At 58.8% G+C, this 24,139-nt stretch carries 22 protein-coding genes; 11 read left to right on the plus strand and 11 right to left on the minus strand.

From position 1 onward, the window contains the following. Positions 1-204: 204 nt before the first annotated feature. The gene (locus BGE01nite_RS09245; protein ID WP_146850159.1) at positions 205-1,629 is read left to right on the plus strand and encodes a DUF1501 domain-containing protein; all 1,425 of its coding nucleotides are present in this window, start codon (positions 205-207) and stop codon (positions 1,627-1,629) included. 5 nt (positions 1,630-1,634) lie between these two features. Here the strand turns inward: BGE01nite_RS09245 and BGE01nite_RS09250 are convergent, their stop codons facing one another. The 3 genes from BGE01nite_RS09250 to BGE01nite_RS09260 form a co-directional block, all read right to left on the minus strand. Continuing rightward, a complete protein-coding gene (locus tag BGE01nite_RS09250; protein ID WP_146850160.1) occupies positions 1,635-2,303 on the minus strand; it encodes a Uma2 family endonuclease in 669 nt (222 codons plus the stop codon). 62 nt (positions 2,304-2,365) lie between these two features. Further along, positions 2,366-3,997 carry a PPC domain-containing protein gene (locus BGE01nite_RS09255; RefSeq protein WP_146850161.1) on the minus strand — a complete coding sequence of 544 codons (1,632 nt, stop codon included), beginning with the start codon at positions 3,995-3,997 and terminating at the stop codon, positions 2,366-2,368. Continuing rightward, complete coding sequence (locus tag BGE01nite_RS09260) at positions 3,994-5,301, minus strand: DUF1501 domain-containing protein (protein WP_343203735.1); 1,308 nt, start codon at positions 5,299-5,301, stop codon at positions 3,994-3,996. The genes BGE01nite_RS09255 and BGE01nite_RS09260 overlap by 4 nt, the downstream gene beginning before the upstream one ends. Positions 5,302-5,417: 116 nt before the next feature. Here BGE01nite_RS09260 and BGE01nite_RS09265 point away from each other — a divergent pair, with 116 nt between their 5' ends. After that, on the plus strand, positions 5,418-5,726 hold the full coding sequence (locus BGE01nite_RS09265; RefSeq protein ID WP_146850163.1) for a Dabb family protein: 309 nt from the start codon (positions 5,418-5,420) through the stop codon (positions 5,724-5,726). A gap of 77 nt (positions 5,727-5,803) precedes the next feature. Here BGE01nite_RS09265 and BGE01nite_RS09270 read toward each other — a convergent pair whose 3' ends face one another. Then, entirely contained in the window at positions 5,804-6,976 is a 1,173-nt protein-coding gene (locus BGE01nite_RS09270) for an acyltransferase family protein (RefSeq protein ID WP_146850164.1), read from the minus strand. A 329-nt stretch (positions 6,977-7,305) separates the two neighbouring features. After that, positions 7,306-7,950 (minus strand): response regulator, encoded by a 645-nt coding sequence (locus tag BGE01nite_RS09275; protein ID WP_146850165.1) that lies wholly within the window; start codon positions 7,948-7,950, stop codon positions 7,306-7,308. 346 nt (positions 7,951-8,296) lie between these two features. Between BGE01nite_RS09275 and BGE01nite_RS09280 the strand changes: the two genes are divergently transcribed. From BGE01nite_RS09280 to mscL, 3 genes are read left to right on the plus strand one after another with little or no spacing between them, the layout of a single operon-like run. Continuing rightward, positions 8,297-8,956 (plus strand): GNAT family N-acetyltransferase, encoded by a 660-nt coding sequence (locus BGE01nite_RS09280; RefSeq protein ID WP_246145692.1) that lies wholly within the window; start codon positions 8,297-8,299, stop codon positions 8,954-8,956. Positions 8,957-8,961: 5 nt separating this feature from the next. Then, a complete protein-coding gene (locus BGE01nite_RS09285) occupies positions 8,962-9,861 on the plus strand; it encodes a nitrilase-related carbon-nitrogen hydrolase (protein ID WP_146850166.1) in 900 nt (299 codons plus the stop codon). Positions 9,862-9,882: 21 nt separating this feature from the next. Then, complete coding sequence (gene mscL / locus BGE01nite_RS09290; protein WP_146850167.1) at positions 9,883-10,335, plus strand: large conductance mechanosensitive channel protein MscL; 453 nt, start codon at positions 9,883-9,885, stop codon at positions 10,333-10,335. A 67-nt stretch (positions 10,336-10,402) separates the two neighbouring features. Here mscL and BGE01nite_RS09295 read toward each other — a convergent pair whose 3' ends face one another. Together BGE01nite_RS09295 and BGE01nite_RS09300 are read right to left on the minus strand one after the other, a co-directional pair. After that, the gene (locus BGE01nite_RS09295) at positions 10,403-11,908 is read right to left on the minus strand and encodes a sugar ABC transporter ATP-binding protein (protein WP_146850168.1); all 1,506 of its coding nucleotides are present in this window, start codon (positions 11,906-11,908) and stop codon (positions 10,403-10,405) included. Positions 11,909-12,027: 119 nt separating this feature from the next. Next, positions 12,028-12,498: a transcription elongation factor GreAB gene (locus tag BGE01nite_RS09300; RefSeq protein WP_146850169.1), complete on the minus strand. Its 471-nt coding sequence runs from the start codon at positions 12,496-12,498 to the stop codon at positions 12,028-12,030. A gap of 59 nt (positions 12,499-12,557) precedes the next feature. On the opposite strand from BGE01nite_RS09300, the gene BGE01nite_RS09305 reads away from it, so the two are divergent. From BGE01nite_RS09305 to BGE01nite_RS09315, 3 genes are read left to right on the plus strand one after another with little or no spacing between them, the layout of a single operon-like run. Continuing rightward, entirely contained in the window at positions 12,558-13,097 is a 540-nt protein-coding gene (locus tag BGE01nite_RS09305; protein ID WP_146850170.1) for a hypothetical protein, read from the plus strand. 11 nt (positions 13,098-13,108) lie between these two features. After that, on the plus strand, positions 13,109-13,555 hold the full coding sequence (locus BGE01nite_RS09310; RefSeq protein WP_146850171.1) for a tRNA (cytidine(34)-2'-O)-methyltransferase: 447 nt from the start codon (positions 13,109-13,111) through the stop codon (positions 13,553-13,555). Positions 13,556-13,598: 43 nt separating this feature from the next. After that, the gene (locus BGE01nite_RS09315; RefSeq protein WP_146850172.1) at positions 13,599-15,050 is read left to right on the plus strand and encodes a sulfatase family protein; all 1,452 of its coding nucleotides are present in this window, start codon (positions 13,599-13,601) and stop codon (positions 15,048-15,050) included. A gap of 9 nt (positions 15,051-15,059) precedes the next feature. Here BGE01nite_RS09315 and BGE01nite_RS09320 read toward each other — a convergent pair whose 3' ends face one another. The 4 genes from BGE01nite_RS09320 to BGE01nite_RS09335 all read right to left on the minus strand — a co-directional run bounded on the left by BGE01nite_RS09320 (position 15,060) and on the right by BGE01nite_RS09335 (position 20,307). Next, positions 15,060-17,102 carry a DUF4135 domain-containing protein gene (locus BGE01nite_RS09320; RefSeq protein ID WP_146850173.1) on the minus strand — a complete coding sequence of 681 codons (2,043 nt, stop codon included), beginning with the start codon at positions 17,100-17,102 and terminating at the stop codon, positions 15,060-15,062. Between the two features lie 70 nt (positions 17,103-17,172). Continuing rightward, positions 17,173-18,105 carry an alpha/beta fold hydrolase gene (locus BGE01nite_RS09325; protein WP_146850174.1) on the minus strand — a complete coding sequence of 311 codons (933 nt, stop codon included), beginning with the start codon at positions 18,103-18,105 and terminating at the stop codon, positions 17,173-17,175. Between the two features lie 204 nt (positions 18,106-18,309). Next, positions 18,310-18,666: a VOC family protein gene (locus BGE01nite_RS09330; RefSeq protein WP_146850175.1), complete on the minus strand. Its 357-nt coding sequence runs from the start codon at positions 18,664-18,666 to the stop codon at positions 18,310-18,312. Positions 18,667-18,747: 81 nt separating this feature from the next. Continuing rightward, on the minus strand, positions 18,748-20,307 hold the full coding sequence (locus BGE01nite_RS09335) for a PhoH family protein (protein WP_146850176.1): 1,560 nt from the start codon (positions 20,305-20,307) through the stop codon (positions 18,748-18,750). A gap of 381 nt (positions 20,308-20,688) precedes the next feature. Between BGE01nite_RS09335 and serS the strand changes: the two genes are divergently transcribed. From serS to BGE01nite_RS28935, 3 genes are all read left to right on the plus strand, one after another. Beyond that, positions 20,689-21,960, plus strand: coding sequence for a serine--tRNA ligase (serS, locus tag BGE01nite_RS09340; protein WP_146850177.1), 1,272 nt, complete (start codon positions 20,689-20,691; stop codon positions 21,958-21,960). A gap of 135 nt (positions 21,961-22,095) precedes the next feature. Further along, positions 22,096-22,347: a 3-methyl-2-oxobutanoate hydroxymethyltransferase gene (locus BGE01nite_RS29880; RefSeq protein WP_146850178.1), complete on the plus strand. Its 252-nt coding sequence runs from the start codon at positions 22,096-22,098 to the stop codon at positions 22,345-22,347. A gap of 1,091 nt (positions 22,348-23,438) precedes the next feature. Continuing rightward, on the plus strand, positions 23,439-24,139 hold a 701-nt coding region (locus tag BGE01nite_RS28935; protein ID WP_170266691.1), incomplete at its 3' end, for a choice-of-anchor D domain-containing protein.

Here is a 24,139-nt window from a genome sequence, read left to right on the forward strand (position 1 = left end):
GTAGCATCAGAGCAGGCAGCAATAGACATAAAAAGAGTCTCCGAGAAAACATCCGGTCAGGATACCGGGAAATAAGCGGCGACGCAAGATGTGCGCCGTAACGAATGTGTCTGCGGAATACTCCCTTAGTGGGATTTGCCGACCAGCCCCAAATCCTGGCCAATGAAGGCTAGAACTCCTCCCCTGTCTTCGTTTCAGCGAACCATGCATCCTGCATCCCCAGACTTCCTGCACCTGAACCGCCGCGAGTTCTTCACCCGCTCCAGCGGTGCTCTGGGAGGAGCGGCTTTGGCCAGCCTGCTGGCGCAGGACCTGCCCGCTGCGGAGAGCCCTCTTATAGCCCGCCCGCATTTCGCCCCCAAGGCGAAGAATGTGATCTTCCTACACATGATCGGCGCACCCTCGCAGCTTGATCTCTTTGATGACAAGCCCATGCTGCGGAAGCACGACGGCCAGAAGTGCCCGGACGAGCTGCTGAAAGGCAAGCGCTTCGCCTTCATCGGCGGCGAGATGACGCTCGCGGGATCGAACTACAAGTTCGGCCAGCATGGCCAGAGCGGCGCGGTGATGTCTGAACTGCTGCCCAATCTTGCTTCTGTGGCGGATGACATCTGCCTGCTGAAGGGCATGCACACGAATGAGATCAATCATGCCCCCGCACAGATGTTTTTGCATACTGGATTCGGCCAGGGCGGCCGCCCCAGCATGGGCTCATGGGTGACTTACGGCCTCGGCACGGATAATCGGGATCTGCCCAGCTATGTGGTGCTGCTTTCCGGCCCTCCTGGAGGTGCGGGCACCTCGCTTTGGAGCACCGGCTTCCTGCCCAGCGTGTATCAGGGCGTGCAGTTCCGCAGCAGTGGAGATCATGTGCTCTTCCTGAGCAATCCAGAAGGTCACAATCGCAGCGACCGCCGGCAGGTGCTGGATGCCGTGAAAACACTGAACGAGCAGAATCTCGGCATCGTGGGTGATCCGGAGATCAGCACCCGCATCAGCCAGTATGAGATGGCTTTCCGCATGCAGGCCAGCGTGCCGGAACTCATGGACATCTCCAAGGAGTCCGCCGTGACCCTGCAAATGTATGGGGCGCAGCCCGGCAAGGCCTCCTTCGCGAACAACTGCCTGCTGGCCCGTCGACTCGTCGAGCGCGGCGTGCGCATGGTGCAGCTCTTTGACTCCGACTGGGATCACCACGGCGGCCTGGACAAGCGCCTGCGCGCCAAAACGAAGGATGTGGACCAGCCCATGGCTGCGCTCATCCGCGACCTCAAATCTCGCGGTCTTCTCGATGAAACCCTGATCATCTGGGGCAGTGAATTCGGTCGCACACCTCTGCGCCAGGGCGCGGATGGCGATGGCACCAAGACCAGCCCCGGCCGTGACCACCACAAAGACGCCTACACCATGTGGATGGCAGGCGGCGGCGTGAAAGGTGGACTCACCTATGGCAAGACCGACGAACTCGGCTTCAACCCCGCCGAAGGGGCCGTGCACACGCACGACCTGAATGCCACGGTGCTTCATTTGTTAGGCCTCGACCATGAGCGCCTCACCTTCCGCTACCAAGGCCGCGACTACAGGCTCACCGATGTGCACGGGGAGATTGTGACGCCGATTTTGGCGTGATGCGCTTAGCTCTTAGCCGACCAGATGGCCTTCATGCTCCGGGCATTCTCGTCTTCATCAAAGATTGCCCGCACGGGTATTTGGAAACCAGGAACCACCTCGCTGCTCAGCATGCCATCTGGCTGCTTCTCGACCTCTGGATAGACATCGGCGCCTTTTGGCAGACGGTGCAACTCCACAGTCTCCGCCACTGGATCAATGATCCAATATTCCTCGACTCCGTGAAGAGCGTAGTCCTGGAATTTGATCCCCCGGTCACGATGCTCGGTGGATGGCGATGGAACCTCGACGATGAGATCGGGAATGGGAAACTTTAGCGTGTCCGCATGAATCAACGCGAACTTCACCAGACCGAAAAACATGATATCGGGCTCGTAGTCATTCCGAGGAAAACAGGTCATTGCCTTTTCCATATGGACGAGCCCCAGATTCAAAACCTGGACGTGGGAATCCAAAAGCTTGAACAACCGCTTCGTTGCCATCGGATGACGGTTCAGGGCCGGCGAGTGCATGACGACCTCTCCCTGGATGAACTCCCATTTATGCTCCGGGGTGATATCAGCATAAAACTTCTCTCTCAGAAGCCTCTCCTTTTCAAAGACACGCTGCGCCTCCTGAATCAACTCAGGAAGGATGGGTGACCCGATGAGAGCATCCAGAAGGGGCGAAGTCATGGACAGTAGATTGGCTCAATGTTTCGCGAAGTGCTAAGGCTGCAATCTGGATGTTGCCGACCTCACTTCACGGTCAGCCACACCTCGTCGCTTTCATCTAGCAATGACGTGCCGCGTTGGCTTTCACCGCGCAGAGCGCCCTTGGCAGGCTTGCTGGTGAACGGCGCGGCCTTGGTCCAGAGTTCAATGCGGAGAGGTTGGTTAGCCGGCGGGGCGTTCGTGGCCGCTTGGAGTTTGAGCTCCACTTCCCCGCCCTTCTCAGGGACCTCGACGGCATCTGCAGAGACACCGGCGGGCAGGTTGGAAACGCGGAGAATGTAGGCATCCTTGGAGCCTTTGGCGGGCTTCACGATGGCTTTGACGCTAACGGTTTTACCTGCCTCGATCAGGAGGGGCTTGGCATCGGGCAATGACACGTCCACCTCGGACACAGGGGTAGTCACAGCGAGCACGTAACTCTTATCATCACCACCGCGATGAAACAGATCCTCGACGGCGATGACATGCACACCATCTGCAGCAGCGGTCCACACGGCCTGGGGATCGGGACGCTGCTCGCTCTCGTCATCGGAGCTGGTGATGAGCTTGCCATCAGGACCTTCGATCTTCAAAAGGGCATCGAACGCGATGCCGAGGCGCTTCGCCCAGACACGGGCCTGGAGCTTGTCGCCCTTTTTCATCGTGATTGCAAAACGATCCACATCCGCCTTGTCAGCGATGCGGCCACCGACGGCAGCACCCGCCTGGATCGGGGTTGCTTGCTCCTTCGTGTTGTTAGGCTCCTTCTCGACCGTGGCGGTTTTCTCACTGACAAACACTTGGATAGGCAAAATGGCACCCACCGGCGTCACCAGAGCCAGATCTCCCTCACGACGGATGTCCTTGGGCTCAAAGCTGTGTTTTGTCTTTTTGGGGTCCAAGTTATAACCGATGAGTTCCACCTCGGACTTGCCGCTCAGCGTCACGGCCTGAGGGAACACCTGCGTCACGACAGCGCTGGCGCTGAGGTTCAGACGATAAACAACCGAGGCGCTGCCTGTGAAGCGCACATCCGCCACCGGTGGATGCGCGAAGCCGGCAACCTGCACGATGTAGCGACCTGCCTTGGGGGCTTTGAAACTGAGCACCGGATCGAGGTTGCGTGAATCACTGGCGGTGTGAAGCCTCACGCCCTGCTCATCCAAAACGTGGGCGAGCATGTCCACACCGGAGCCCAGCGCATAGGCCTCGACTGCGGTCACCAAAGTCTGGCCAGCTTCAAGCTTCACGGCATAACCATCGATATCGCCACCTTTGTCGAGACGGCCGTTGATGCACAGAGGCAGCTTCTCAATCACCTGCGGCTTGGCAACCTCATCGTTAGGCTCGGCCTCAGCTGTTTCAGGCAGACCACCGATGCTGAACCAGCGCGGTTCTGAAGCGCCCTCGGCATTCGCGCTGTGGATGAGGTGAAGCCCTCGCGGGGCATTCGCCTCGAGGGTGACCTGCCATTCGCGCTTCTTGCCCGTAGGCACGAGATGGACCCCTGGCGCGGAGGTCCAGAGACGTGCATCAGCTTCCACGCGACCTGTCGCGGTCATGAGGAAACTGGAGCCGGCCTGTCCACCTGCAGGAAACAAAGCTTCGAGCTTTGGCTTCTCCGCATGCAGCAGAGAGCCGCCGAGGCAGAGGGCGATGATGGCTCTCCAACTCACGCGAACAACTCTTTGATAGGCTTGCCACCGTTCACGAGCTGCACGGGACGGCCTGTGCTTGTGTGCAGCACTTGATGCGGATCGATGCCCAGCTTCGTGTAAAGCGAGACGGCGAAGTCCTCGGGTGAGTAGATGTTTTCGGCGGCGTAGTAACCCTTGGGGTCCGTGGCACCGACGACCTGACCGCCAGGAATGCCCGCACCTGCCATGAGCACGTTCATCGCGCCAGGCCAGTGATCACGACCCGCGTCCTTGTTCACCTTCGGCGTGCGGCCAAACTCACCGAGACAGATGACGAGGGTATTGTCCAGCATGCCGCGCTGACTGAGATCTGTGATCAGGCCATTGATGCCCTGGTCCAGCTTCGCCGCACGACCGTCTTTGAAGGACTTGAACAGACCGCGATGGTCATCCCAGCCGCCCCAGTAGACGACGCTGAAGGAGACACCGACCTCGGCGAGGCGGCGTGCCAGCAACAGACGCTGACCGAAGTCATGCGCGCCGTAGAGCTTGCGCGTGGCGTCAGGCTCCTTGCTCAGATCAAAGGCCGCCTGCGCGGTGGGCGAGGTCACAAGGTCCAGTGCTTGTCCGTAGAACTGATCAAAACCTACCGTGGGATCATCAGCGGCTTTGTCGTTGATGCGCTTCAGCGTGTCCAAGGACTCGCGCAGTTGATTGCGATGCATCGCCCGGCCCTCGCTGATGTCCTGGGGAATGGCGACATCACGCACGCGGAAGGAGGTGCTCTCCGGATTCCCACCGATCACAAACGGTGCATGCTGAGCACCGAGGAAGTTCGGGCCACCGGAGCGCGACACGCTGGGCAAGCTCATATAACCCGGCAGACCACCGCGTACACCACGCGAGTGCGACACCATGGAGCCGAACGAGGGGTGGAAGCTCACGAAGGCTCCGCAGCCCACCGGCACCGGTGTCGGCGCGCCGGTCATCATGTAATGATTACCACCGCCATGGTTGGGATCCTTGTGGCAGATGGAACGGACGACTGTGAACTTGTCGAAGCTCTTCGCGAGCAGCGGCATCGTCTCACAGAAATGCACGCCCGGCACACAGGTAGGGATGGATTTGAACTCACCGCGAATGTCCTGCGGTGCCGTGGGTTTCGGATCAAAAGTCTCGTAGTGGGAGGGTCCGCCATCCAGCCAGACCAGGATGCAGTTCACCTGGTCCGCGCTGGCCAGTCCACGTGCCTTCGCCGCCTGAGCGCGCAGGCTCATGAGCTGGGTCATGCCGAGTCCGCCGATGGCACTGAAGCCTGTCTGGAGGAAGTCTCGACGCGCCATGCCGGCGCAGTTGGTGTGAATGGGGGAAGACACGTGCGAGAAACTACGCCCTCCGCTTACGATCTCTTGCGGACGCGTTTGCATCTTCCCGTGACATCGCCATCATCGCGCCCTCTATGATCCACAACGTCTACTTTTGGTTGAAGAAAGAGGTCACCGCCGAACAGCGCGCAACCTTTGAAAGCGAGCTCAAACTGCTGCCGAAGATCAGCTACCTGGCCAGCGGCGCCGTGGGCAAACCTGCCGCCACCGAGGCCCGTCCGGTCACCGATCACAGCTTCGACTACAGCCTGAGCCTGACCTTCAAGACCATGGCCGAGCACGTGTTTTACCAAGGCGACTGCCCGGATCACAAGCGCTTCGTGGACAAGTGCAAGCCGCTCTTTGAGAAGGTGATCGTCTACGATACCGAGGAACTCGCCTGATTGACTTCGATCCTCCAGGCTGATGCATTGAGCTAACCAGCTTTGCAAACGCAGCGTCAGCCTGGATGACATTCCGTTCAGAGCCTCAGGAAGGCCCGCTGACGATAGAGCCAGAGGCACAGCAGCCAGAGCACAAACAGCACGCTGCACTTCTCAATGACCGGTCCCCAGGTGGTGGCAAACAATGCGGCCATGCCATGCTTCGCCAATTGCTGGCTGATCCAGCCCGCGCAGAGGCTGTGCATCACATAGATGAAGATGCTGTTCATGCCGACAACGACGAGCGGGAACACCAGGCGGCGCTGCCCCGCCACCTCAACGAGCCAGTAGAAGAAGGAGAGCATCACCAGCACCCAGCCGCCGCTGAAGATGGCCCAAGACGGTGTCCAGATCCGCTTTACAACCGGACATATCACAAAGCCTAAGATGCTACCAACGAGCAGGCAGGCAATGCCTATGATGAGCAAGCGCGCTGCCTTGTGCCCGTTTGAGCGCGGGCTGCCAAGAAGGAAGTCTCCTGTGACCGCGCCGCCGAGCATGGTGGCCAGAGCGGGAATGAAGTTCATGGTTTGATAGCCGCCGCTGTTATAGGTGAAGGGCTCGGCGCGCGGGAAATAGGCATTCAAAAACCAGCGATCGAACTCAGCCGCGGCATTGGTGTGAATGTTCCAATGACCGAAGGCACCCTGCATGAAGCCTTCCGCCGGTGGCTTCATGGATTCCAGGGACGTGATCATCTCAGGTGTGGGCAGCGGATGCTGGAAGAACCAGAACCAATCACCACAGAGGATGAGGATGATCGCCGCCACGCAGTATTCCCAGCCCATGCGAGTCAGCAGAACCAGGAAGAAATAGCCCAGACCGATCTGGGCCAGCACATTGGGAAAGATCCAGTTCGTCTGCGTGTCCGAGCCTCGTGTGGACAGCAGCACGGCGAGGAGGACCAGGATCACCGACCTGATCAAGGCATGCCAGCTCATGCTGAAGAACCCCTGCCCCTCCTGACGACGCCGACGCACGGAGAGCGGCACAGCCACGCCTACCATGAACATGAAGCTGGGCTGAATGAGATCCCACAAGGAACAGCCCTGCCATGGAACGTGGGAGACTTGAAACTTGATCTGCTGCCATCCCCACGACTCGGGATGAACCGCAGCCATCTGGGCTAGGCCAAAGCCAGATGAGGCCATGAGAAGCATGACGAAGCCGCGGAAAGCATCCAGGGAAACAAGGCGCTGGTTGGGGAGCATCACCACCAAACGCACCTCATGCCCCCTGCTTTATCCTAAATGGACAAATACATTCGAGCGAAAAGCGTGTTTCATAGATGGCCGTGTCATTCATGCGAGCTTGCTTCGGGCTGCTTGATTAAAGTGCGCCACCTCCCTGCTATCAGTGGCTTAGCCACTCGACTCTTTCACTCTCTGGGCATAAACGCGCTCTAAGGATGGAATCCAAAATGAGTCACTCTTCTCACATCCAATCCCAAGGCTTCCCTACATTGCTGTGAAAAACAAAAAACCGTTCAGCTCCCCCCGGAACTGAACGGCTCTGATTGTTTCGAATGCGTGAGAAGCTCTTATTTCTCAACCCAGCGAACGGCCTCCATGAGGAGTTCGCGCGCGGAGTCGAGGCCGAGCTTCTGACGGATGTTCGCCTTGTGAGCGTCCACCGTCTTCGAGCTGAGTTCGAGCTTGGAAGCGATGCTGTGGGAGTCCATTCCACGGCCGACCATCTCGAAGATCTCGAGCTGGCGGTCACTGAGCAGGCGGCCGGGCTCACCACGAGAGGCACTGCCACCGCGGAGACTACCACCAGCCACGATGCTGGCCAGAAGGTTGGAACTGAAGAAGAAACCACCACCTTGCACCTGGCGGATGGCGAGAATGACGCGGCTCAGGGGCTCAGTCTTCATGAGGTAACCCATGGCGCCACCACGCAGGCAGCGCTCAGCCATGATGTTCTCATCATGACCGGAGAAGACGAGGACCTGGATGGGAGGATGTGCGTCTTTGACTTTCTTGATGACATCGACTCCGCTGCGATCTTTCGCAGAGATCTCGATGACAGCGACGTCCGGCTTGAGCTTGGCGATTTCCTCAAGGGCTGCCGGCTCATTGCCAGAATGCCCAACGAGCTGGAATTCATCCAGCCCTTCGAGCGCTTTTTTGAGACCTTCGATCACGACCGGGTGGTCGTCGAAGATATAGACTTTGTGTTTCACGGTGTTGTTTTGGTGTTTGGGTTTGGGGGGATGATCAGAAGCTCAAACGCATACGTGGAATGAACGAGGATGAACTTCTAGGCATCTCTTAACAAATAATAGACAAAAATCCAGTATTAAAAGCAAGTCTTGTTTTTCACAGAGGTTTAGTGACCTGCGTAATCTCAGCTAAAACACCAGGAGCCAAGTCGCAGGCACTCGGGTGCGCTAAGCTAGGAACGGCGGATATGGTGTTCATTCGAACCCTTAAAGAGTTGCGTGAGCCTACCCCGCCATGCGTTCCAGAAATACGCGGCTGGAGCCTTGACCGCGCTCATCTTATTTCACGGAAACTTCGGTTTTTTTCGTGACGCCCTCCATGGCAAGTGCTTTCCAGACAACCCTACTGTCCAAAGTTTTTGCCGAACCAATCATGCAACAATTCCACTTTCTTCATCTCAGCAGCCGGGAGATCTACCCATGGATTGAAGCAGTCGGAAACCTGCGGCTCCGTGTCTTTCGTGAGTATCCTTATCTGTATGAGGGAACGCTGGACGAAGAAAGGCACTACCTCTCCACCTATGCCGAGGCCCCGACCAGTCTCATCGTGTTGGTGAAGGATGGCGAGAACGCAGTAGGTGCAACCACCTGCGTTCGCATGAACGAGGGTGACGCCGCATTTGCCGCCAGCTTTGAGAAAGCCGGAATGGATGTCTCGAAGGTCTGCTACCTGGGAGAATCGGTTCTTCTTCCTGCCTATCGAGGCCAGGGCATCGGCAAGGCCTTCTTCCAATATCGAGAGGAGCATGCCCGCCAACTGGGCTGCACCATCACGGCCTTCTGCGCGGTTGATCGTCCGTCCGATCACCCTTCACGTCCTGAAGGCCACCGTCCGCTGGATGCGTTCTGGCAGGCCCAGGGCTATGAAAAGCATCCCGAACTCCAGGCCACCTTTGTTTGGAAGGAGATTCATGAATCGAGTGAATCCCCCAAGACCCTGACGTTCTGGTTGAAGACCCTTGCCTGATTCCTATGCGCGACACCCCGCCAACCCTTTGTCTCGATCTTGTCACCTTCGATCCCGGGCTGAAGGCCGGGGATGCGCAAGCCTATGCTGAGGCCGTGGTAAGGAAGGTCGAGCAATCCTGGGATGCCGGCGCAGATGTGGTGCTGCTGCCTGAGTTCACCTGGATGGGTTTGGAGCCTTTCTATACAAGTGGTGATGATAAAACCCTGCATCACATCGCCACGGCCTTTGAGCAAACTTGGTTGCCTGCCATGCGCCCCCGTTTGGAGCGGCCCGGGAAATGTGTCGTTCTCGGCACAGCGCCCAAGCTTCTGGAGAATGGCAGCATCACCAACCGGGCCATCATTTTTGCCGATGGCCGGCAGCTTCATCAGGACAAGCTCCACCTCACCCCTTGGGAAAAGGCCTTCACTCCGGGCGAGACACTCCATCTGTGGACATTCGCTGGCTTCCGAATCGCCGTGATTATCTGTCTGGACATCGAGATCCCCGAACTCTCCGCGCGTTTGCGTGACTCGGAGGTGGACCTCATTCTTTGCCCCAGCGCCACGGAGACCATTCTCGGCGTGGAGAGAGTCAACCGCTGCGCCTCGGCGCGAGCCGTGGAACTGGGATGCTATGCCGGTGTGAGCCACCTCACCGGGCACGCAGACTCGAACCTCATTGATGACAACATCGGCAAGGCAGCCTTTTACCGCCCCTCCCAGGCCGTGTTTAAAAACACGCCACGCCTTGAGGAAACGGAAGTCCATGACAGTGGCTCCCAGACCCTGCGTGTCACTTTGGACAGACATCCCCTGGACGTCATGCGCCGGATGAAGGTCGAGACAAATCCCTCCCATCTTGGCCGAGAAATGGCTGGCATTGAGCGAGCCATTCGTGTGCAATTCCCCCCGCACTCTTAATCCTTCACTCCCGCTCCAACCATGCTCAACGAATTCAAAAAGTTCATCCTGAAGGGCAATGTCATTGACCTTTCCACCGGTGTCATCATCGGCGCCGCCTTCGGCAGCATCGTCACCGCTTTCACCAAAGGCATCGTCGAGCCTCTCATCGGCATGTTCGGCGGCGGTGCGAACCCTGATCTCAAAATCAAGCTGGGTGAGAAGACCATCAAGGTGATGGAGAAGAGTGTCGCTGGCGTGGAAACGGAGGTCACCAAAGTGGTACCCTTCCTTCAGCTCGACATTGGTGCGGTCATCGGCGCCATCATCGGCTTCCTGATCACCGCCGCGGTGATCTTCTTCGTCATCATCAAGCCGGCGAACAAGCTCATGTCCATGATGAAGAGAGAAGAGGCCGCCGCTCCACCTCCAGCTCCCACAGCTGACGTGGTCCTGCTCACAGAGATCCGTGACCTGCTGAAGCAGAAGGCGTAACTCCCATCCACTCATTCTCAGAAGCGCCTGCAGGCCTCGGGCGCTTTTTGTGTGTGCCTATGAGACCTCAAGCATGCGCCATCGCTGCCTGCATGAGCTTTTCCTGGGTGGCCTCCGCCCGGGTGAACTCGCCCCCGATGCGGCCTTCATTCAGCATGAGAATGCGATCACTCATGCCGATGAGTTCCGGAAGCTCGCTGGAAACTAGGATCACCGCCTTGCCCTCGGCGGTGAGTTGATTGATCAGTTCATAGATCTCGATCTTCGCGCCCACATCGATACCACGTGTGGGCTCATCCAGCATCACGACCTGCGGTCCTGTGAGCAGGGCCTTGCCGATCACCACTTTCTGCTGATTGCCACCGGAAAGCCTGCCCACCACGGCCTCGAGGCCCGTGGCTTTCACGCGAAGCTGATCAAACATGCTGCGGTTGCGCTTGGCTTCCAGACTACGGTTCACCAGACCTCCACGCGTGATTTCATTGAGGCTGGAAAGGCTGAGATTGAAGCTGATGCCCTCTTCCAGAACCAGGCCATAGCGTCGACGATCTTCACTGACCAGTGCCAAGCCATCACGCAGGGCCTTGGCGGGATCTCCAGGCTTCATCTCACTGCCAGCAAGCCTCACCACACCAGCACTGCGCTGGCCCCAGGCACCATACAGATGCATGAGCAGCTCTGTGCGTCCAGCACCCATGAGACCGCCGATGCCCAGCACCTCGCCAGCACGGAGCTCAAAGCTCACATCGTGCAGCCGCTCGTGGCCCGCAGCATCCTTCACGGTGAGCTTTTCCACGGAAACCAGCACCTCGCCGGGCTTCGAAGCGCGGCGGGGGAAGAGATCTCCCAGCTCACGCCCAACCATCTTTGCAATCACCTCGGCGCGGGAGGTCTCGGAAGCCTTCATCGTCGTGATGGACCTGCCATCCCGCAGCACGGTGATGCGGTCCGAGATCGCAAAGACCTCTTCCAGCTTGTGGGAGATGTAGACACAGGCAATGCCGCGACGACGAAGGTCGCGAAGGATCTCCAGCAGCACCTGCACCTCATGCTCGGCCAGCGCTGCGGTGGGTTCATCAAGGATGAGAATGCGCGAGTTCTTCCCCAGCGCCTTCACGATCTCCACGAGCTGCTTCTGCCCCACGCCTAGGTCCTTCACCATGGCGGCTGGATCCAGGTCCACCTGGAAACGGTCCAGGAGAGCCTTTGCCTCACGGAACATGCGCGGCCAGTCAACGAGCCCGCCCCAGCGGCGAGGCTCGAAGCCCAGGAAAATGTTCTCAGCCACGGACATCTCATTCACCAGCGCCAGCTCCTGATAGATCACGGCGATGCCCGCGCGCGCCGAGTCGCCAATGCCGGCAAAGCGAGCTTCCTCGCCCTGCACTTCAAAGCGTCCCTCATACGAGCCATGCGGATGAATGCCCGAGAGCAGCTTGATCAGCGTGCTCTTACCTGCCCCGTTTTCGCCGCAGAGCGCATGAATCTCACCTTCGGCGAGGTCGAACGAGACATCACTCAGAGCAGTGACACCGGGAAATTTCTTGGTCAGGTTTTGCGCGCGCAGGATCATGGGGAAGCAGAATACGCGGATGCTGGCAAACTTCCGTCAGCCTGCCAAGGCGCAAATGAGTGATGGAGCCAGGAGGTCAAGACCGTCGAGGCTACTGGTCAAGATGTGGTATGCTCAGATCAGGCCACACTCTTCACCAAGGCTGCCTGGCCGGACGGTAACTGCATTTTCTCTCCTGCGACCTTTCCCATGAGTCGTGTACAAAGGGGAGAGGCAGGCGTTATGACCATGACTTCCGTTCCCTCCACCGTGATCTCCACGCCACCTTCGGCGGGGCCGATGAAGTAGTGATCCACACTTCCACCCAACTCCAAACCGACGAGCGAGCCGAGCCGCACCGCTCCTGTGACAGCGCTGCCAGCCGCCTGAAAAGCACTGAAAGCATGCAGCGCCTCCTGAAGCTCCGTCACCCGCTGTGCCTGGCCACGGGCCACATAAGAGGCCTCCAGGGTGCGGGTATCATACTTGTTCTCGGCCTTGCTGTCTGGGTCTGTGGCCGCGGCAAACGAGGCTTTGGCACCCTTCAAAAGGGCTTCCAGCTCGATCTCGAGGCGGGCGAGGATGGCGGTCAGGACGTCAGATTTGGTCATGGGAAGAGCAGGCTTTCCATTTGCACGGCTGGCGCAGCTTTCCAGACTCGTTTCACATCATGTCACGCATTCTCCGCCATCTTCCCCTCGCTCTCCTTGCCCTGGCTTCACTTGTGCTCACCTCCTGTCAGACTGGCAGCGGAGGTCCAACCGATCCTGCGTCTCTGCAGCAGATCGAGTATCGTCGGCTGTCCATCGCCAGCGAGCCTCCAGGTAACTACTATGTCGGCCGCCGCTTCCATATCGATAAGCTGCACTTCTGGGGTTATGTGCGCCGTCCAGGAGAAAGCTGGGACAAATCCCGTCTCGTGGTCATGAACGAGCGCTTCACGCGCCAGCCTGACCGTCTTCCAGAGATGCCTTCTGGCGATGGCGGATCCTATGGCTCTGATCACAACACCGAATACCGTCTCTGGGGTTACTTCTCCGGCCGCAAGGTCTATGATCCGAACAGCAACATGGTCCTGCCGGAATTCATGTTGCAGCGCTATGAAGTGAAGAATGCATCTCCGGGCTGGCTCTTCAGGCCGAACGAAAAGTTTGACGGCGTGCATCTTTTCCGCGGCGAGATCGGGTCCACTCCTGGCAAGCGCTATTGATTGATCCGGGGATGATCCACATCGTCCTTTATCAACCGGAGATCCCGCACAACACAGGCGCGGTCGGCAGGCTCTGCCTGGCCACAGGCGCGTGCCTGCATCTCATCAAGCCGCTGGGCTTCAGCCTGGAGGACAAATACCTCAAGCGCTCCGGCCTCGACTACTGGCATGAGGTGGATGTGCACGTGTGGGAGAGCTGGGAGCAGCTTCATCAATCCGCCGGAAATTCCGCTGTCTTCAAGTTTGTCGAGGTGCAAGGCACCACCACTTACTGGCAGGCAGATCTCCGCAGTGATGAGGATGTTTATCTCGTCTATGGTCCAGAGACACGCGGCATCCCTGCCTCCATCATGGCACTGGGCCAGACACTGCACATTCCCATGCAGGGAACGCGCAGCCTGAATCTCTCCACGGCTGTGGCCATCACGCTCTACGAAACCGTCCGTCAGCGATCCTGAGGAAAGACCATCCGCTTCAACACGTTCATCGCCTCAACCCACCATGCGTTTCCTTCCAGCTCTGCTCATCCTCGCCGCCCTCGCTTTCGCTGACTCGAAAGCATCCGGGAATCCTAACATCATCCTCATCAACATCGATGATCTCGGTTACGCGGACATCAGCCCTTTTGGTGGCAAGGTGCCCACGCCGAACCTTGATCGCATGGCCCAGGAAGGCATGAAGCTCACCAGCCACTACGCCGCGCCCGTGTGCTCGCCCTCGCGTGCAGCCATGATGACGGGCTGTTATCCGAAGCGTGTGCTGCCCATCGGCGGCGTGCTCTTTCCAGCGGCTGCGGTGGGCTTGAATCCGAATGAGATCACGATCGCCGAAGTGCTGAAGCCTGAAGGCTATGCCACGGCCTGCATTGGCAAATGGCATCTCGGTGACCAGCCTGAGTTCCTCCCCACAGCGCAGGGCTTCGACAGCTATTTTGGCATTCCGTATTCGAATGACATGGGGCCGCGCAGTGATGGGTCCAAGAGCAATCCGGACAAGCCCATCCCAGCAGCGCCTGAAAACAAAAAGGCTCCCAAGAAAGCGGCGAATGCCAATGCGAAAGCTGAGGACGGTGATGAGGTAGGGCTGCGTGGCGACCACCAGCCGCCGCTGCCGATGATTGATGGAACGAAGCCGCCTGAGCGTGTGAAGGCCGCCGAGCAGCATGAGATGACCCGCCGCTATACCGAGCGTGCCGTCAGTTACATTCGCGAGCATCAGGACAAGCCCTTCTTCCTTTACCTGCCGCACAATGCCGTGCACTTCCCGCACTACCCGCAGAAGGAATTCATGGGCAAGTCCGGCGTCAGCCTGCAGAAAGACTGGGTCATGGAAGTGGACTGGAGCATTGGCAAGATCCTGGATGCTCTGCGCGAGCTGAAGCTGGACTCCGAGACGCTCGTCATCTTCACCAGCGACAATGGCGGTCCGCTGCAGCAGGGCGCGGACAACACACCGCTGCGCGGTGGCAAAGGCAGCACGATGGAAGGTGGCATGCGAGTCTGCACCATCGCCTGGTGGCCCGGCAAAATCGCTGGAGCCAGCACCACCAACGTCATCACCAGCCATATGGACTGGCTGCCCACCTTCGCGGCTATCGCCGGTGGCAAGGTCCCCTCGGATCGCAAGATCGATGGCATTGATCTCTCCCCGCTGCTCCTGGGTGATCGTCTGGCCTTCCAGGCGCGTGAAACCTTCTTCTACTACCGTGGCTTCACACTGGAGGCCGTCCGCACCGGCCCCTGGAAGCTTCACCTCGCCAGCAAGGAACTCTACGATCTCGATTCTGATCCCGGTGAGGCCGACAACCTCTCCACCGCCATGGCGGACAAGGTGACCGAGCTTGCGGCTCTTGCCGAAACCATGAAGGACGACCTCGGCCTCAAAGGCGCGGAAGCTCCCGGCGTGCGCCCCTTGGGCCGCGTGAAGTCGCCGAAGCCTGTGATCGCCCCTTGAGGCATCTACTCAAATTTGGTTAGCCAAGGCAGGCGATCCAGCCCTGGTGGATCTGCTTCCGCGCCTCGGTGTTCGTGAGCAGGTCGTGGGAGCCCCTAGTTGCCTGGCCATGCGCGGGCCGATCTTTTGCGCATAGGCGCGCATCTCGGCCTCAGACATCACCGGCACCGGAAGACCGGCGACATAATCCCGATACGCTCCGGCGAAGACCTCGCACACATGATCGAGATTTCCGGGATCTTCGAGCAGTTGCAGATTGCTGACTGCCTGCTGCACGGGGTCACAGGCGAAGAAGCTGAACTCCTCCACGGCATCAACTGCCATAGGCCTCACCACGATGGGTGTGGTGCCATTATGATACACGGCATCATCCCCGAGCTGACGGGTGAAGTAAGGCACGTCTCCACGCTGAAGGTCCTCGATCATGGCCTGCTCCGTGACCTCGATCGGCACCTGCAAATGCGGCGGGCGCTGGCTCACCTGATGGCGCTTGACGGCGATGTTTGCCCGGCAGCTCACGCTGATCTGATGATCCGTGTCCGCCATCCATGGATGCGCGTGCAGGGTCTCCAGGTTCACTCGTTGGAGAATGCGCAGCTGCTCTCCCGTGGCCACCGGATGATAGCGCACATGCAGACCGGCCATGTTTTCGATGCAGGCACGGACCCGTGGGAGATTCGCAGCCACCGCCAGGATCATTTCACGAAAGCCATGCTCCACCTGATCTGCATAGCGACCATGCACGTTCGGCGGAGGCTTCTGGCCGCGCTCTGGATTGAGATGGCGATTTGACCCGACGCCTTGCACCAGCACAAGGTTCTCGACCACACCTTCCAATACATGCAGGCGGTTTCCATGCGGCTTCACCAGCCGGTCGTTCTCCACCGCAAAGAGTGTGTCCTGCCGCACATACTCCGTGCCGCAGCTCCACAGCCGGTCGAGCTGGGAACGCAGAATGGCCTGCGGAGCCATGCCACGCGCTGAACAAACTTTGCTTCCTTCCTGAAACTCCTGCCCTACGGCATCCAGCAGATCAGGATCAAAGGCCATCTCCACGTCCGTCATGCAGGGCTGGCCGCCGCTGATCATGGCATTCGTCTGATGCAGGTCACGCACACCGGCAAGCAGCATAAGAGCGGTGAGCTGGCCGAGTTGACGATGGAGGTGCCTGGCCTGAGTCACGTCCAGCACGTGATCAGATTCCCGGCCCATGCTCAGGCACTGCACATAGCCGTAGCGGCCTTGTTCCCCCACAGCTCCGGCATCTTGACGTGGCAGGAACTGCAAGGCAGGCATGAGCACGGCCTGCGCGTCATTCGCATAGAGCAGTGAGTTTGCCACCTCCAGCAGGCTGCGGCCCGCATCGCGTGCCAGAGCTGGCTGATCCGGCGCTGTGCCACGATGCCCAACCAACGATGCATCAATGCGCACATCGCGCGGTTTGTAGACGACCCGCAGACCATTGTCGAAAGTCAGGATGCAGACGCGGTTGCCGCCATGGTGCGGGTCACTGCTTGTCACACGCACTCCGAGCAGCCCGGTCGCGCGGCCCATGCCTGGTGGGCGCAAAGCGGCGAAGTCGCGGTTGATCAGGTCGATGTCCGCTTTCACCCGGCGCGCCAGTTGCCGCATGTTTCTCACGAATTGACGGATCTCCGTGGTGACCGCCCGGTTCATGGCCGGATGCTCGTCGAGCATTGCCTGAAAGGCTGCCATCGGGGAGCGATGCCCGCGCAGATACTCATTCATCAGCGAAGAGAACGATTGGGCGGTCCGGTCGACCGGTCGCGTGAATTGATGCGCCAGCGCTGTGAGCAGAAACTTCTGGTCCAGCCTCCGTGCCAGTTCGGTGCCGAGCTGTGCCAGCGCCCGATGATCCTGTGAGCGATCCACTGCGTCAAACTCGGGTGCGATCTGCTGCAATGCACCCAGCACCTTGCTCATCAGCATCTCTCCACGTCTCCCCGGAGCAAACTCCACATGCCGCAACGCCGCCCGTGCCATCAGCTCAGGCGCCGTCTGCACAAACTGGCTCAAGGAGATGAAAGCCATGCTGCATGCTGGCCTAACCTTCTTCAAAAATCAACTCCCAAGTCCCGCCAGCCCTTTCCCGTAGCGGCTTCTAGCGCAAGATCTTCGGAACCGTCCCTAGCCATCTTTTCAAAATCTTCCTTGTCGCCTCTGGATGCGTGAGCATGAAAAAGTGATCCCCATCCGGCACGGCCTGCATCTCGGCCGAAGGAACATTCCGCTGAATGCTCCGCACCTCTCGTCCCAATTGTCCAGATAGGACGAAGAACTCCGAAGCTCCTGCGATGAAGTAAACCGGGTTGTCCCTCTTGAACCTCCCGATGGTTTCCTCAGGGGGGAACCCGGCCATGCAGATCAGCCTGGAGAAGCCTCGCGGATCCGCCGCATACAACCGGCACGCCCCGAAGCCACCTGCGGAGAGGCCGATCAAGCTCGCGGGCTGAAGTGAGAAGCCCAGGTGCTTCGAGGCTGCCGCGACCGCCTCTCTGACATACTCGCCAGGGATCGTGGCCGGACTGATGCCATAGGCCGGACAGAGGATGATCGAGTCCGGAAACCCTTCCGCCAACCAATGTTGATACCACAAGAAGCTGCCGCCATAGCCATGCAGAAAGACGATGACAGGCGAGGCTTCGACGACCTTGTCCGGCACATACAGACTGGCAGTGCCACGCACGGCCTTGGCTTCTTGATAGCAGTCCGCCAGCAATGATGTGGCCTGTAAGAACGCGGGCGACTCCGCGATGAGGCGGTAGCGCTCAGTCACCAAAGGACGCAGCACCGCACTCTGCGCCTCTGAGAGGCCCAGCAGAGCGGATTGAGACAGGGAGAGCTGCACCACCGCCGCCTCATTCAGTGTCGCCAGCCCGAGCCGGAACGCCGGCAACAGTGCCGCCGCCCGCTGGTCCAAGATTGGTGGGGGTGCACCGTGCTTGGTTTTCCACTCCAAGCGTACCACCTCGGCGCCGAAAACATTCATCAAGCCGATGAGGAGCAGTCCGCAGATGGCAGCGAATGATTTCATGGCAAGGAACACGCCGAAGGTGCCAGGAATCTGGAAACCGATCAATCATAATGAAGAGGCGCCTTCCCGAAGGACAAGGCTTTTCATGCATAGGTCGGGCTTTCAGCCCTCGGCCAGATGGGCCCGATGTCGCATTTTGCCTGGGGCTTGACGCCCCAGGCTGGTATGGGCCGCGCACGTTGGCGCTAACGATCCTACACGAGGTCACTTCTGGATCTCCTGTCCTGCGGCGATTTGATTTCCATCTGGGTCTTCGATCACGAAGTCGCGCATGCCGTATTCGTAGTCACGTGGCGGGGCCTGGACCTTGGCGCCTTTGGAAGTGACCTCGGCATGGTAGCTGTCCACGTCATCACAGAAGAGGTAGATGCTTCCCTGGCCGACGATCTTTTTGTTCGTCGCTTTGGGGCCGGAGAGATGAATCTGCACCTCGCCGTGCTGGACTCCGCCGTAGTCGCCGAAGCGGAAGCGCTCAGTGAAGCCGAGAACCTCGGTGTAATACTTCATGGCGGTCTCCAGATCAGAGACATGGAAGGTCGTGGCAGAGCCAAAGGTCTTCATCGTTGCCAAAGAAAGAGAGCACAGAGCCCTGAATCAAGGCATCTGTGCTCTCTGTGTGATATGTGGTTAAACTCCGGGCGATTACAGCAAGCGGGCTGCAGCTTCCGCCAGCGGGCTGCGCTCGCCTTTGCTCAGCGGCACGTGGGCTGCGAAGGGCTGGCCGCGCATGCGCTGACGGGTGTAGACCAGACCGTTGCTACGGCTGTCCACATACGGATTGTCGATCTGGGCGGGGTCGCCGACCAGGACGAGCTTGGAGCCGCGGGACATGCGCGTGACGATGGTCTTGGCCTCCAGCGGGGTGAGCTGCTGGGCTTCGTCCAGGATGAAGAAGCGATCGGGAATCGAGCGGCCACGGATGTAGCAGAGTGCTTCGATTTCGATCACGCCCTGCTGGATCAACGGATCATAGGGAGCGGCGACTTCGTTGCTCGAGGGCGCGTCCGGGAGAAATTTGTTCTTCTTCCGCTGCGGGCCCTGCTGGTTGTCCACCGGACGCATGAGCAGATCGAGCGCATCATAGACAGGTTGCAGCCAGGGGCGCATCTTCTCCTGAAGCGAGCCCGGCAGGAAACCGACGGTCTGGCCCATGGCCACGATGGGACGGCTGACCGTCAGACCATGGTAGGTGCGACCGAAGACCTGGGAAAGCCCAGCTGCCACAGCGAGCAAGGTCTTGCCCGTGCCAGCCTGACCATAGCAGGTGACGAGGCTGATCTCCGGATCCATCAACGCGTCCAGCAGGCAGGTCTGGCCCAGGTTCATGGGCTTCACCGCCCTGCCCTGTCCGACTTTGATGGACTCAGGTGTGTGCAAGAGGCGGACGAGTTCGCCTTGGGCGCTCATCTTGGCAGGCATGGAGGTTTTTTCCCCAGCAACGAGCAGCACATAGTCATTCGCCACGATGTCTCCGAGACGGTTCGCGGGCACGGTCAGACGACCGCTGCTGGCGAAGCGCTGCAGTTCATGACCACTGACCTCGACACGGGCGATCTCGAAGTTCGAGACTTCCCGAGGCTCCACCTTGTCATTGAGGTAGTCCTCGCACTCGATGCCCACGGCGCGGGCCTTGAGCTGCATGTTGAGGTCCTTGCTGACAAGGATGACAGGAGGCTGCACCATCTCCCGCTGCTGAAGCACGCAGGCGATGATGCGGTGGTCCGTCTTGTCCACACCAGGGAAGATGCGCTCAAACTCCCGCACACTCGCAATCTGGCGGGCAGCCTCCGGATCGTAAGTCACGAGCTTTAAAACACCGCCGCCATCTGTCTTCACCCCGTCCATGACGGAGGCGTCCGGAGCAGAAAAGATCTTCATCAGCGCGCGATGCACCTCGCGGGCATTTGCCCCGCGCTCGGTCATCTCATTTTTGAAGCGGTCCAGCTCGCTCAGGACATCCACCGGGATGCAGACGTGGTGCTCGGCGAACTTATTGATGCAGCCCGGGTCATGGAGCAGGACATTGGTATCTAAGATAAAGGTCTTGGTGCCGACCGGGGTCGGCGATTGGCGATGGCTAGTCGCGGACTTTCGCTTTCGAGGAGCGGCGGAGGGGGCGCGGAAGGAGGCAGACGAGGAACCGAGCTCAAGGGGATTAATGATCGTAGGAGCAGTGGTGGAGGTATGGTCGTCTCGGTCCATGGTATTAGGGTTGGATTGCTGAACGTGGCAAAGCGTTGAGCCGTGGGTTGAGGTGGCCCTCCCTTGCTTGGCGCTGATAGCGTGCCAAGTCTGCCGTTCCACGTTCTGATTTTTGTGAAGAGCCCACGGATATTAGAGAGGTTGTCAAAAACAGAAGCAGCCGACAAGCCATTTATTCACATTAGTTAAACTTTGTGAATAACTTTGCCGCAACATTCCCGACACAGTAGGTGGGGAAAATCGGGTTCTGAATCCCCTTCCCGGGCTCAGTACTGTTCAGAATCAGGGTTTTGCGGCGGAAAGCTTCAGGATTGTTCAGCACTTCCTTGCCAGAAAGCCATCACCGTTTAGCCTCCGCGCCCTCTCATCCCCTATTTTCTTATGCTCGATATCCGCCTGCTCCGTGAGAATCCTGATTCGGTCAAAGCCCGCCTTGCCAACCGTGGCGGCGACCACTCTGCCCTGGTGGATGAGGTGCTCTCCATCGACACGGCCCGTCGCAGTGCGGAGACGGAGCGGCAGAAGCTGCAGGGCGACCGGAATCGCCTGAGCAAGGAGATCGGCATGGGCAAGAAGAACGGCCAGGACACGAGCGCCATCGAGGCTGAGGTGCGTGGCATCAATGCCCGCATCGAGGAGATCGGTCGCGAGGCCGATGAAGCGGACACCCGCCAGCGTGACATCATGCTGGGCATCCCGAACCTGCCGCATGAGGCCTGCCCGGTGGGCCATAGCGCCGAGGAAAACCCTGAAGTCCGCGTGTGGGGCGAGGCGCCGAAGTATGACTTCCAGCCGAAGGATCATACCGCGTTAGGCCAATCCCTGGGCATCCTCGACTTCGAGGCGGGCACGAAGATCACCGGCAGCGCCTTTGCCGTCTATCGTGGCGCGGGAGCACGCCTCGAGCGCTCCTTGATCAACTTTTTGTTGGACCTGCACAGCACCCAGCATGGCTACACGGAGGTCAACGTTCCTCATTTAGTTAGGCCTGAGTGTCTCGTGGGCACGGGCCAGCTGCCGAAGTTTGGCGACCAGGTCTACCACAGCCCCACAGACGATCTTTACCTCATCCCCACGGCCGAGGTGCCGGTCACGAACCTGCATCGCGAGGAGATCGTGAAGCTGGAGCAGCTGCCGATTCAGTATGTGGGTTACACCCCCTGCTTCCGCCGTGAGGCAGGCAGCGCCGGTCTGGGCACCCGCGGCCTGATCCGCATGCACCAGTTTGACAAAGTGGAGCTGGTGAAGATCACCACGCCGGAGACGAGCATGGACGAGCTGGAAAAGCTCACCGCCAATGCCGAGAAGGTGCTGCAGATCCTGGGCTTGCACTACCGCGTGATCGAGCTGTGCACCGGTGACATTGGTTTTGGTTCGGCGAAGACCTATGACATCGAAGTCTGGGCCCCCGGCCAGGGCAGCTATCTCGAGGTCTCGAGCTGCTCGAACTTCGGCGACTATCAGGCGCGCCGCATGGCCCTGCGCTACAAGGACGAGGACGGCAAGAACCGCTTCTGCCACACTCTGAACGGCTCCGGCACCGCCCTGGCCCGTCTGTTTGTGGCGCTGGTGGAGACCTACCAGCAGGCGGACGGCACCATCGCCATCCCCGAACCTCTGCGTCCTTACTTTGGCTCAGCTCAAATTGGTTAGTCCTGCCGCAGTTGACCGATCTGCACGCCGCATGGCAGGCTGTGGATGGGTCCCTTGGGTTTAACGTGGACAAAGAGTCCATCTGGCGGCGGTGTTTGCCGTGAAGCATCACCGCCCCGTTTTGCATGAACCTCGATGAAGCTGGCGCCGTGGCCAGGGGTTTTGGAGAGCGTGGTAGCGGATGTGGCTGCGGAGATCACACGGTGCGTAAATCGCAGCACGATCGGCATCGGCGCATGTCCGGGAACGGATGGGCAGGTCCTGGTGACGCCGGACCTCGTGGGAGGTTTCCCTTGGTTCCGTCCGCCGTTTGCCAAAGCGCGTGCAGATATCACAGCGGAGATCACGCGAGCAACGGGGGGGTATGTGGTGGATTGCCGATGTTGATCGAGCCAAACCAACTGAATGGCATTTGGCCAATCCTTAGTTAGGCGACTCATCACCAAGATTGTTACAAATTTGTGAGATATTTCTGAAACAGCTTACAAGCGGATCTGTAGACCCAGGTGACCCGAAGGCTTCTCCACCCAGCCTTTCTTGTCACCTCTCTAATGTTCGACCATTTCTCCCACCGCCTTGTCCAGCGTTTCTGCCGCTGTTGTTTTCTTTCTTTATGTTACCTCCTTTTAAGCGGGATCTCCGCAGTAGGAGCAACAGCAACATACTCGCAGTTTTTCACGCAAGGAATTAGTTCTACCCCTTCCACTCCCCAGGGTATCGCTTGGGCCAACTTTATATCTTCTTTAAACCCTCCCGACTACGACACTATCACAATTAGCGGCTCAAACGACCCAATCGGGAGAACTGTGACGGACATTATCCGAGTCCAACAGCTTGTGATTTCCCTGAAGAATTCAGTCAGCTTTAGCTTCTACACCGGAACTGAAACCTGGAATGTTGGTGGGTGTGGCGCTGGAATGGAAATAAATGTGACTTCCGGCAACAGTCAGATCATTTGCCAGTGTGCAGGTCCAACAAGCTATATCGTTCGCCCAATGATTGGAAATCAAAATTGGGGAGGGGTCGCTTCAAGCACTTGCAACGCTGCAAGTCAGACCTTGACGGTCAGATTCAGTAATTCATCGGATTCCGCCTCTACGGTAATCGATTTCCAATCTCTTACCCACAATGATAATGATGTCACAAACCACGGTTTTCAGTACCAGGAAGATGGCTATGTTCTGGACACTTTGGCGACAGACTACGGCTTTTACAGTTTTGGCACCACATCTCCCAATTATAGCGGTTCGACCGCATTGCTAAACAACTCAATCAATGGGGTTACACGTCTCTCTAAGGTTGGAGGCGGAAATTTTAACTTAACTTCAATCAAACTTGCAGAGCTCAATGGCGGCGGTGCAGTGAATGTCACGTTCACCGGCACCCGTGCCGATAGCAGCACTATCAGCCAGACATTCACCTTGGATGGTATCGCTTTTGGAGCTCAAACTTTCAATTTCACGGGATTTTCGAATGTTGTGAGAGTCGAGTGGACCCAGGTCAGCCCATACCATCAATTTGACGACATTACTGTCAATGGAGCTGCAGCTTCCCCCGAAATCGTCGTTGAACAACCCATCGGTTCAAACCTGAACGACAATGCGGCAAGCATCGCCTTTGGCACCTCGGAGGTCGGTGTGGCAGTGACGCGGACTTTCCGCATCAAAAACACCGGCACGGGCCCGCTCAATGTCACCGGCATCACATTTGATGGCAGCACCCCGGGAGACTTCACTGTGACCACTGCTCCTGTCTCCCCTGTGGCCGCTACCACGGGCCAGACAGATTTCGTGGTGACCTTCAAGCCGCTGCAGAGCGGCACGCGCACGGCAGTGATGCACATCGCGAGCAACGATGCGGATGAAAACCCCTTTGATATCACGCTGACTGGCAGTGGCACCACCTTCACCGGCGGCACCTGGGCGGGCACACCGGCCCTCATCACCATTCCGCCGAATGGCAGCTTCACGGCGACCGGGCTGAACTTCGACACAGACCTGGGATTCGTGCCCACGCCTAACCAAAGTTACACCTTCATCAACATCCAGGGAGCCTCGCCCGCAGGCATCATCGGCAACTTCAATGACCTGCCTGATGGTGGTGTTGTGGCCATGGCCTTCAATGGTGTCATTTACTACTTCCAGGCGGACTACACAGGCGGCTCCGGTGACAATGACAT

The organism is Prosthecobacter gellanilyticus (assembly GCF_007992435.1).
Lineage (GTDB): Bacteria > Verrucomicrobiota > Verrucomicrobiia > Verrucomicrobiales > Verrucomicrobiaceae > Prosthecobacter > Prosthecobacter gellanilyticus.

What these genes read in the sequence shown, in the direction of transcription:
- BGE01nite_RS09245 (WP_146850159.1), top strand. Translation starts at nt 205, where the DNA reads ATGCATCCTGCATCCCCAGACTTCCTGCACCTGAACCGCCGCGAGTTC.
- BGE01nite_RS09250 (WP_146850160.1), bottom strand. Translation starts at nt 2,303, where the DNA reads ATGACTTCGCCCCTTCTGGATGCTCTCATCGGGTCACCCATCCTTCCT.
- BGE01nite_RS09260 (WP_343203735.1), bottom strand. Translation starts at nt 5,301, where the DNA reads ATGGCGCGTCGAGACTTCCTCCAGACAGGCTTCAGTGCCATCGGCGGA.
- BGE01nite_RS09265 (WP_146850163.1), top strand. Translation starts at nt 5,418, where the DNA reads ATGATCCACAACGTCTACTTTTGGTTGAAGAAAGAGGTCACCGCCGAA.
- BGE01nite_RS09270 (WP_146850164.1), bottom strand. Translation starts at nt 6,976, where the DNA reads ATGCTCCCCAACCAGCGCCTTGTTTCCCTGGATGCTTTCCGCGGCTTC.
- BGE01nite_RS09285 (WP_146850166.1), top strand. Translation starts at nt 8,962, where the DNA reads ATGCGCGACACCCCGCCAACCCTTTGTCTCGATCTTGTCACCTTCGAT.
- mscL (WP_146850167.1), top strand. Translation starts at nt 9,883, where the DNA reads ATGCTCAACGAATTCAAAAAGTTCATCCTGAAGGGCAATGTCATTGAC.
- BGE01nite_RS09295 (WP_146850168.1), bottom strand. Translation starts at nt 11,908, where the DNA reads ATGATCCTGCGCGCGCAAAACCTGACCAAGAAATTTCCCGGTGTCACT.
- BGE01nite_RS09300 (WP_146850169.1), bottom strand. Translation starts at nt 12,498, where the DNA reads ATGACCAAATCTGACGTCCTGACCGCCATCCTCGCCCGCCTCGAGATC.
- BGE01nite_RS09305 (WP_146850170.1), top strand. Translation starts at nt 12,558, where the DNA reads ATGTCACGCATTCTCCGCCATCTTCCCCTCGCTCTCCTTGCCCTGGCT.
- BGE01nite_RS09310 (WP_146850171.1), top strand. Translation starts at nt 13,109, where the DNA reads ATGATCCACATCGTCCTTTATCAACCGGAGATCCCGCACAACACAGGC.
- BGE01nite_RS09315 (WP_146850172.1), top strand. Translation starts at nt 13,599, where the DNA reads ATGCGTTTCCTTCCAGCTCTGCTCATCCTCGCCGCCCTCGCTTTCGCT.
- BGE01nite_RS09320 (WP_146850173.1), bottom strand. Translation starts at nt 17,102, where the DNA reads ATGGCTTTCATCTCCTTGAGCCAGTTTGTGCAGACGGCGCCTGAGCTG.
- BGE01nite_RS09325 (WP_146850174.1), bottom strand. Translation starts at nt 18,105, where the DNA reads ATGAAATCATTCGCTGCCATCTGCGGACTGCTCCTCATCGGCTTGATG.
- BGE01nite_RS09330 (WP_146850175.1), bottom strand. Translation starts at nt 18,666, where the DNA reads ATGAAGACCTTTGGCTCTGCCACGACCTTCCATGTCTCTGATCTGGAG.
- BGE01nite_RS09335 (WP_146850176.1), bottom strand. Translation starts at nt 20,307, where the DNA reads ATGGACCGAGACGACCATACCTCCACCACTGCTCCTACGATCATTAAT.
- serS (WP_146850177.1), top strand. Translation starts at nt 20,689, where the DNA reads ATGCTCGATATCCGCCTGCTCCGTGAGAATCCTGATTCGGTCAAAGCC.
- BGE01nite_RS29880 (WP_146850178.1), top strand. Translation starts at nt 22,096, where the DNA reads ATGAAGCTGGCGCCGTGGCCAGGGGTTTTGGAGAGCGTGGTAGCGGAT.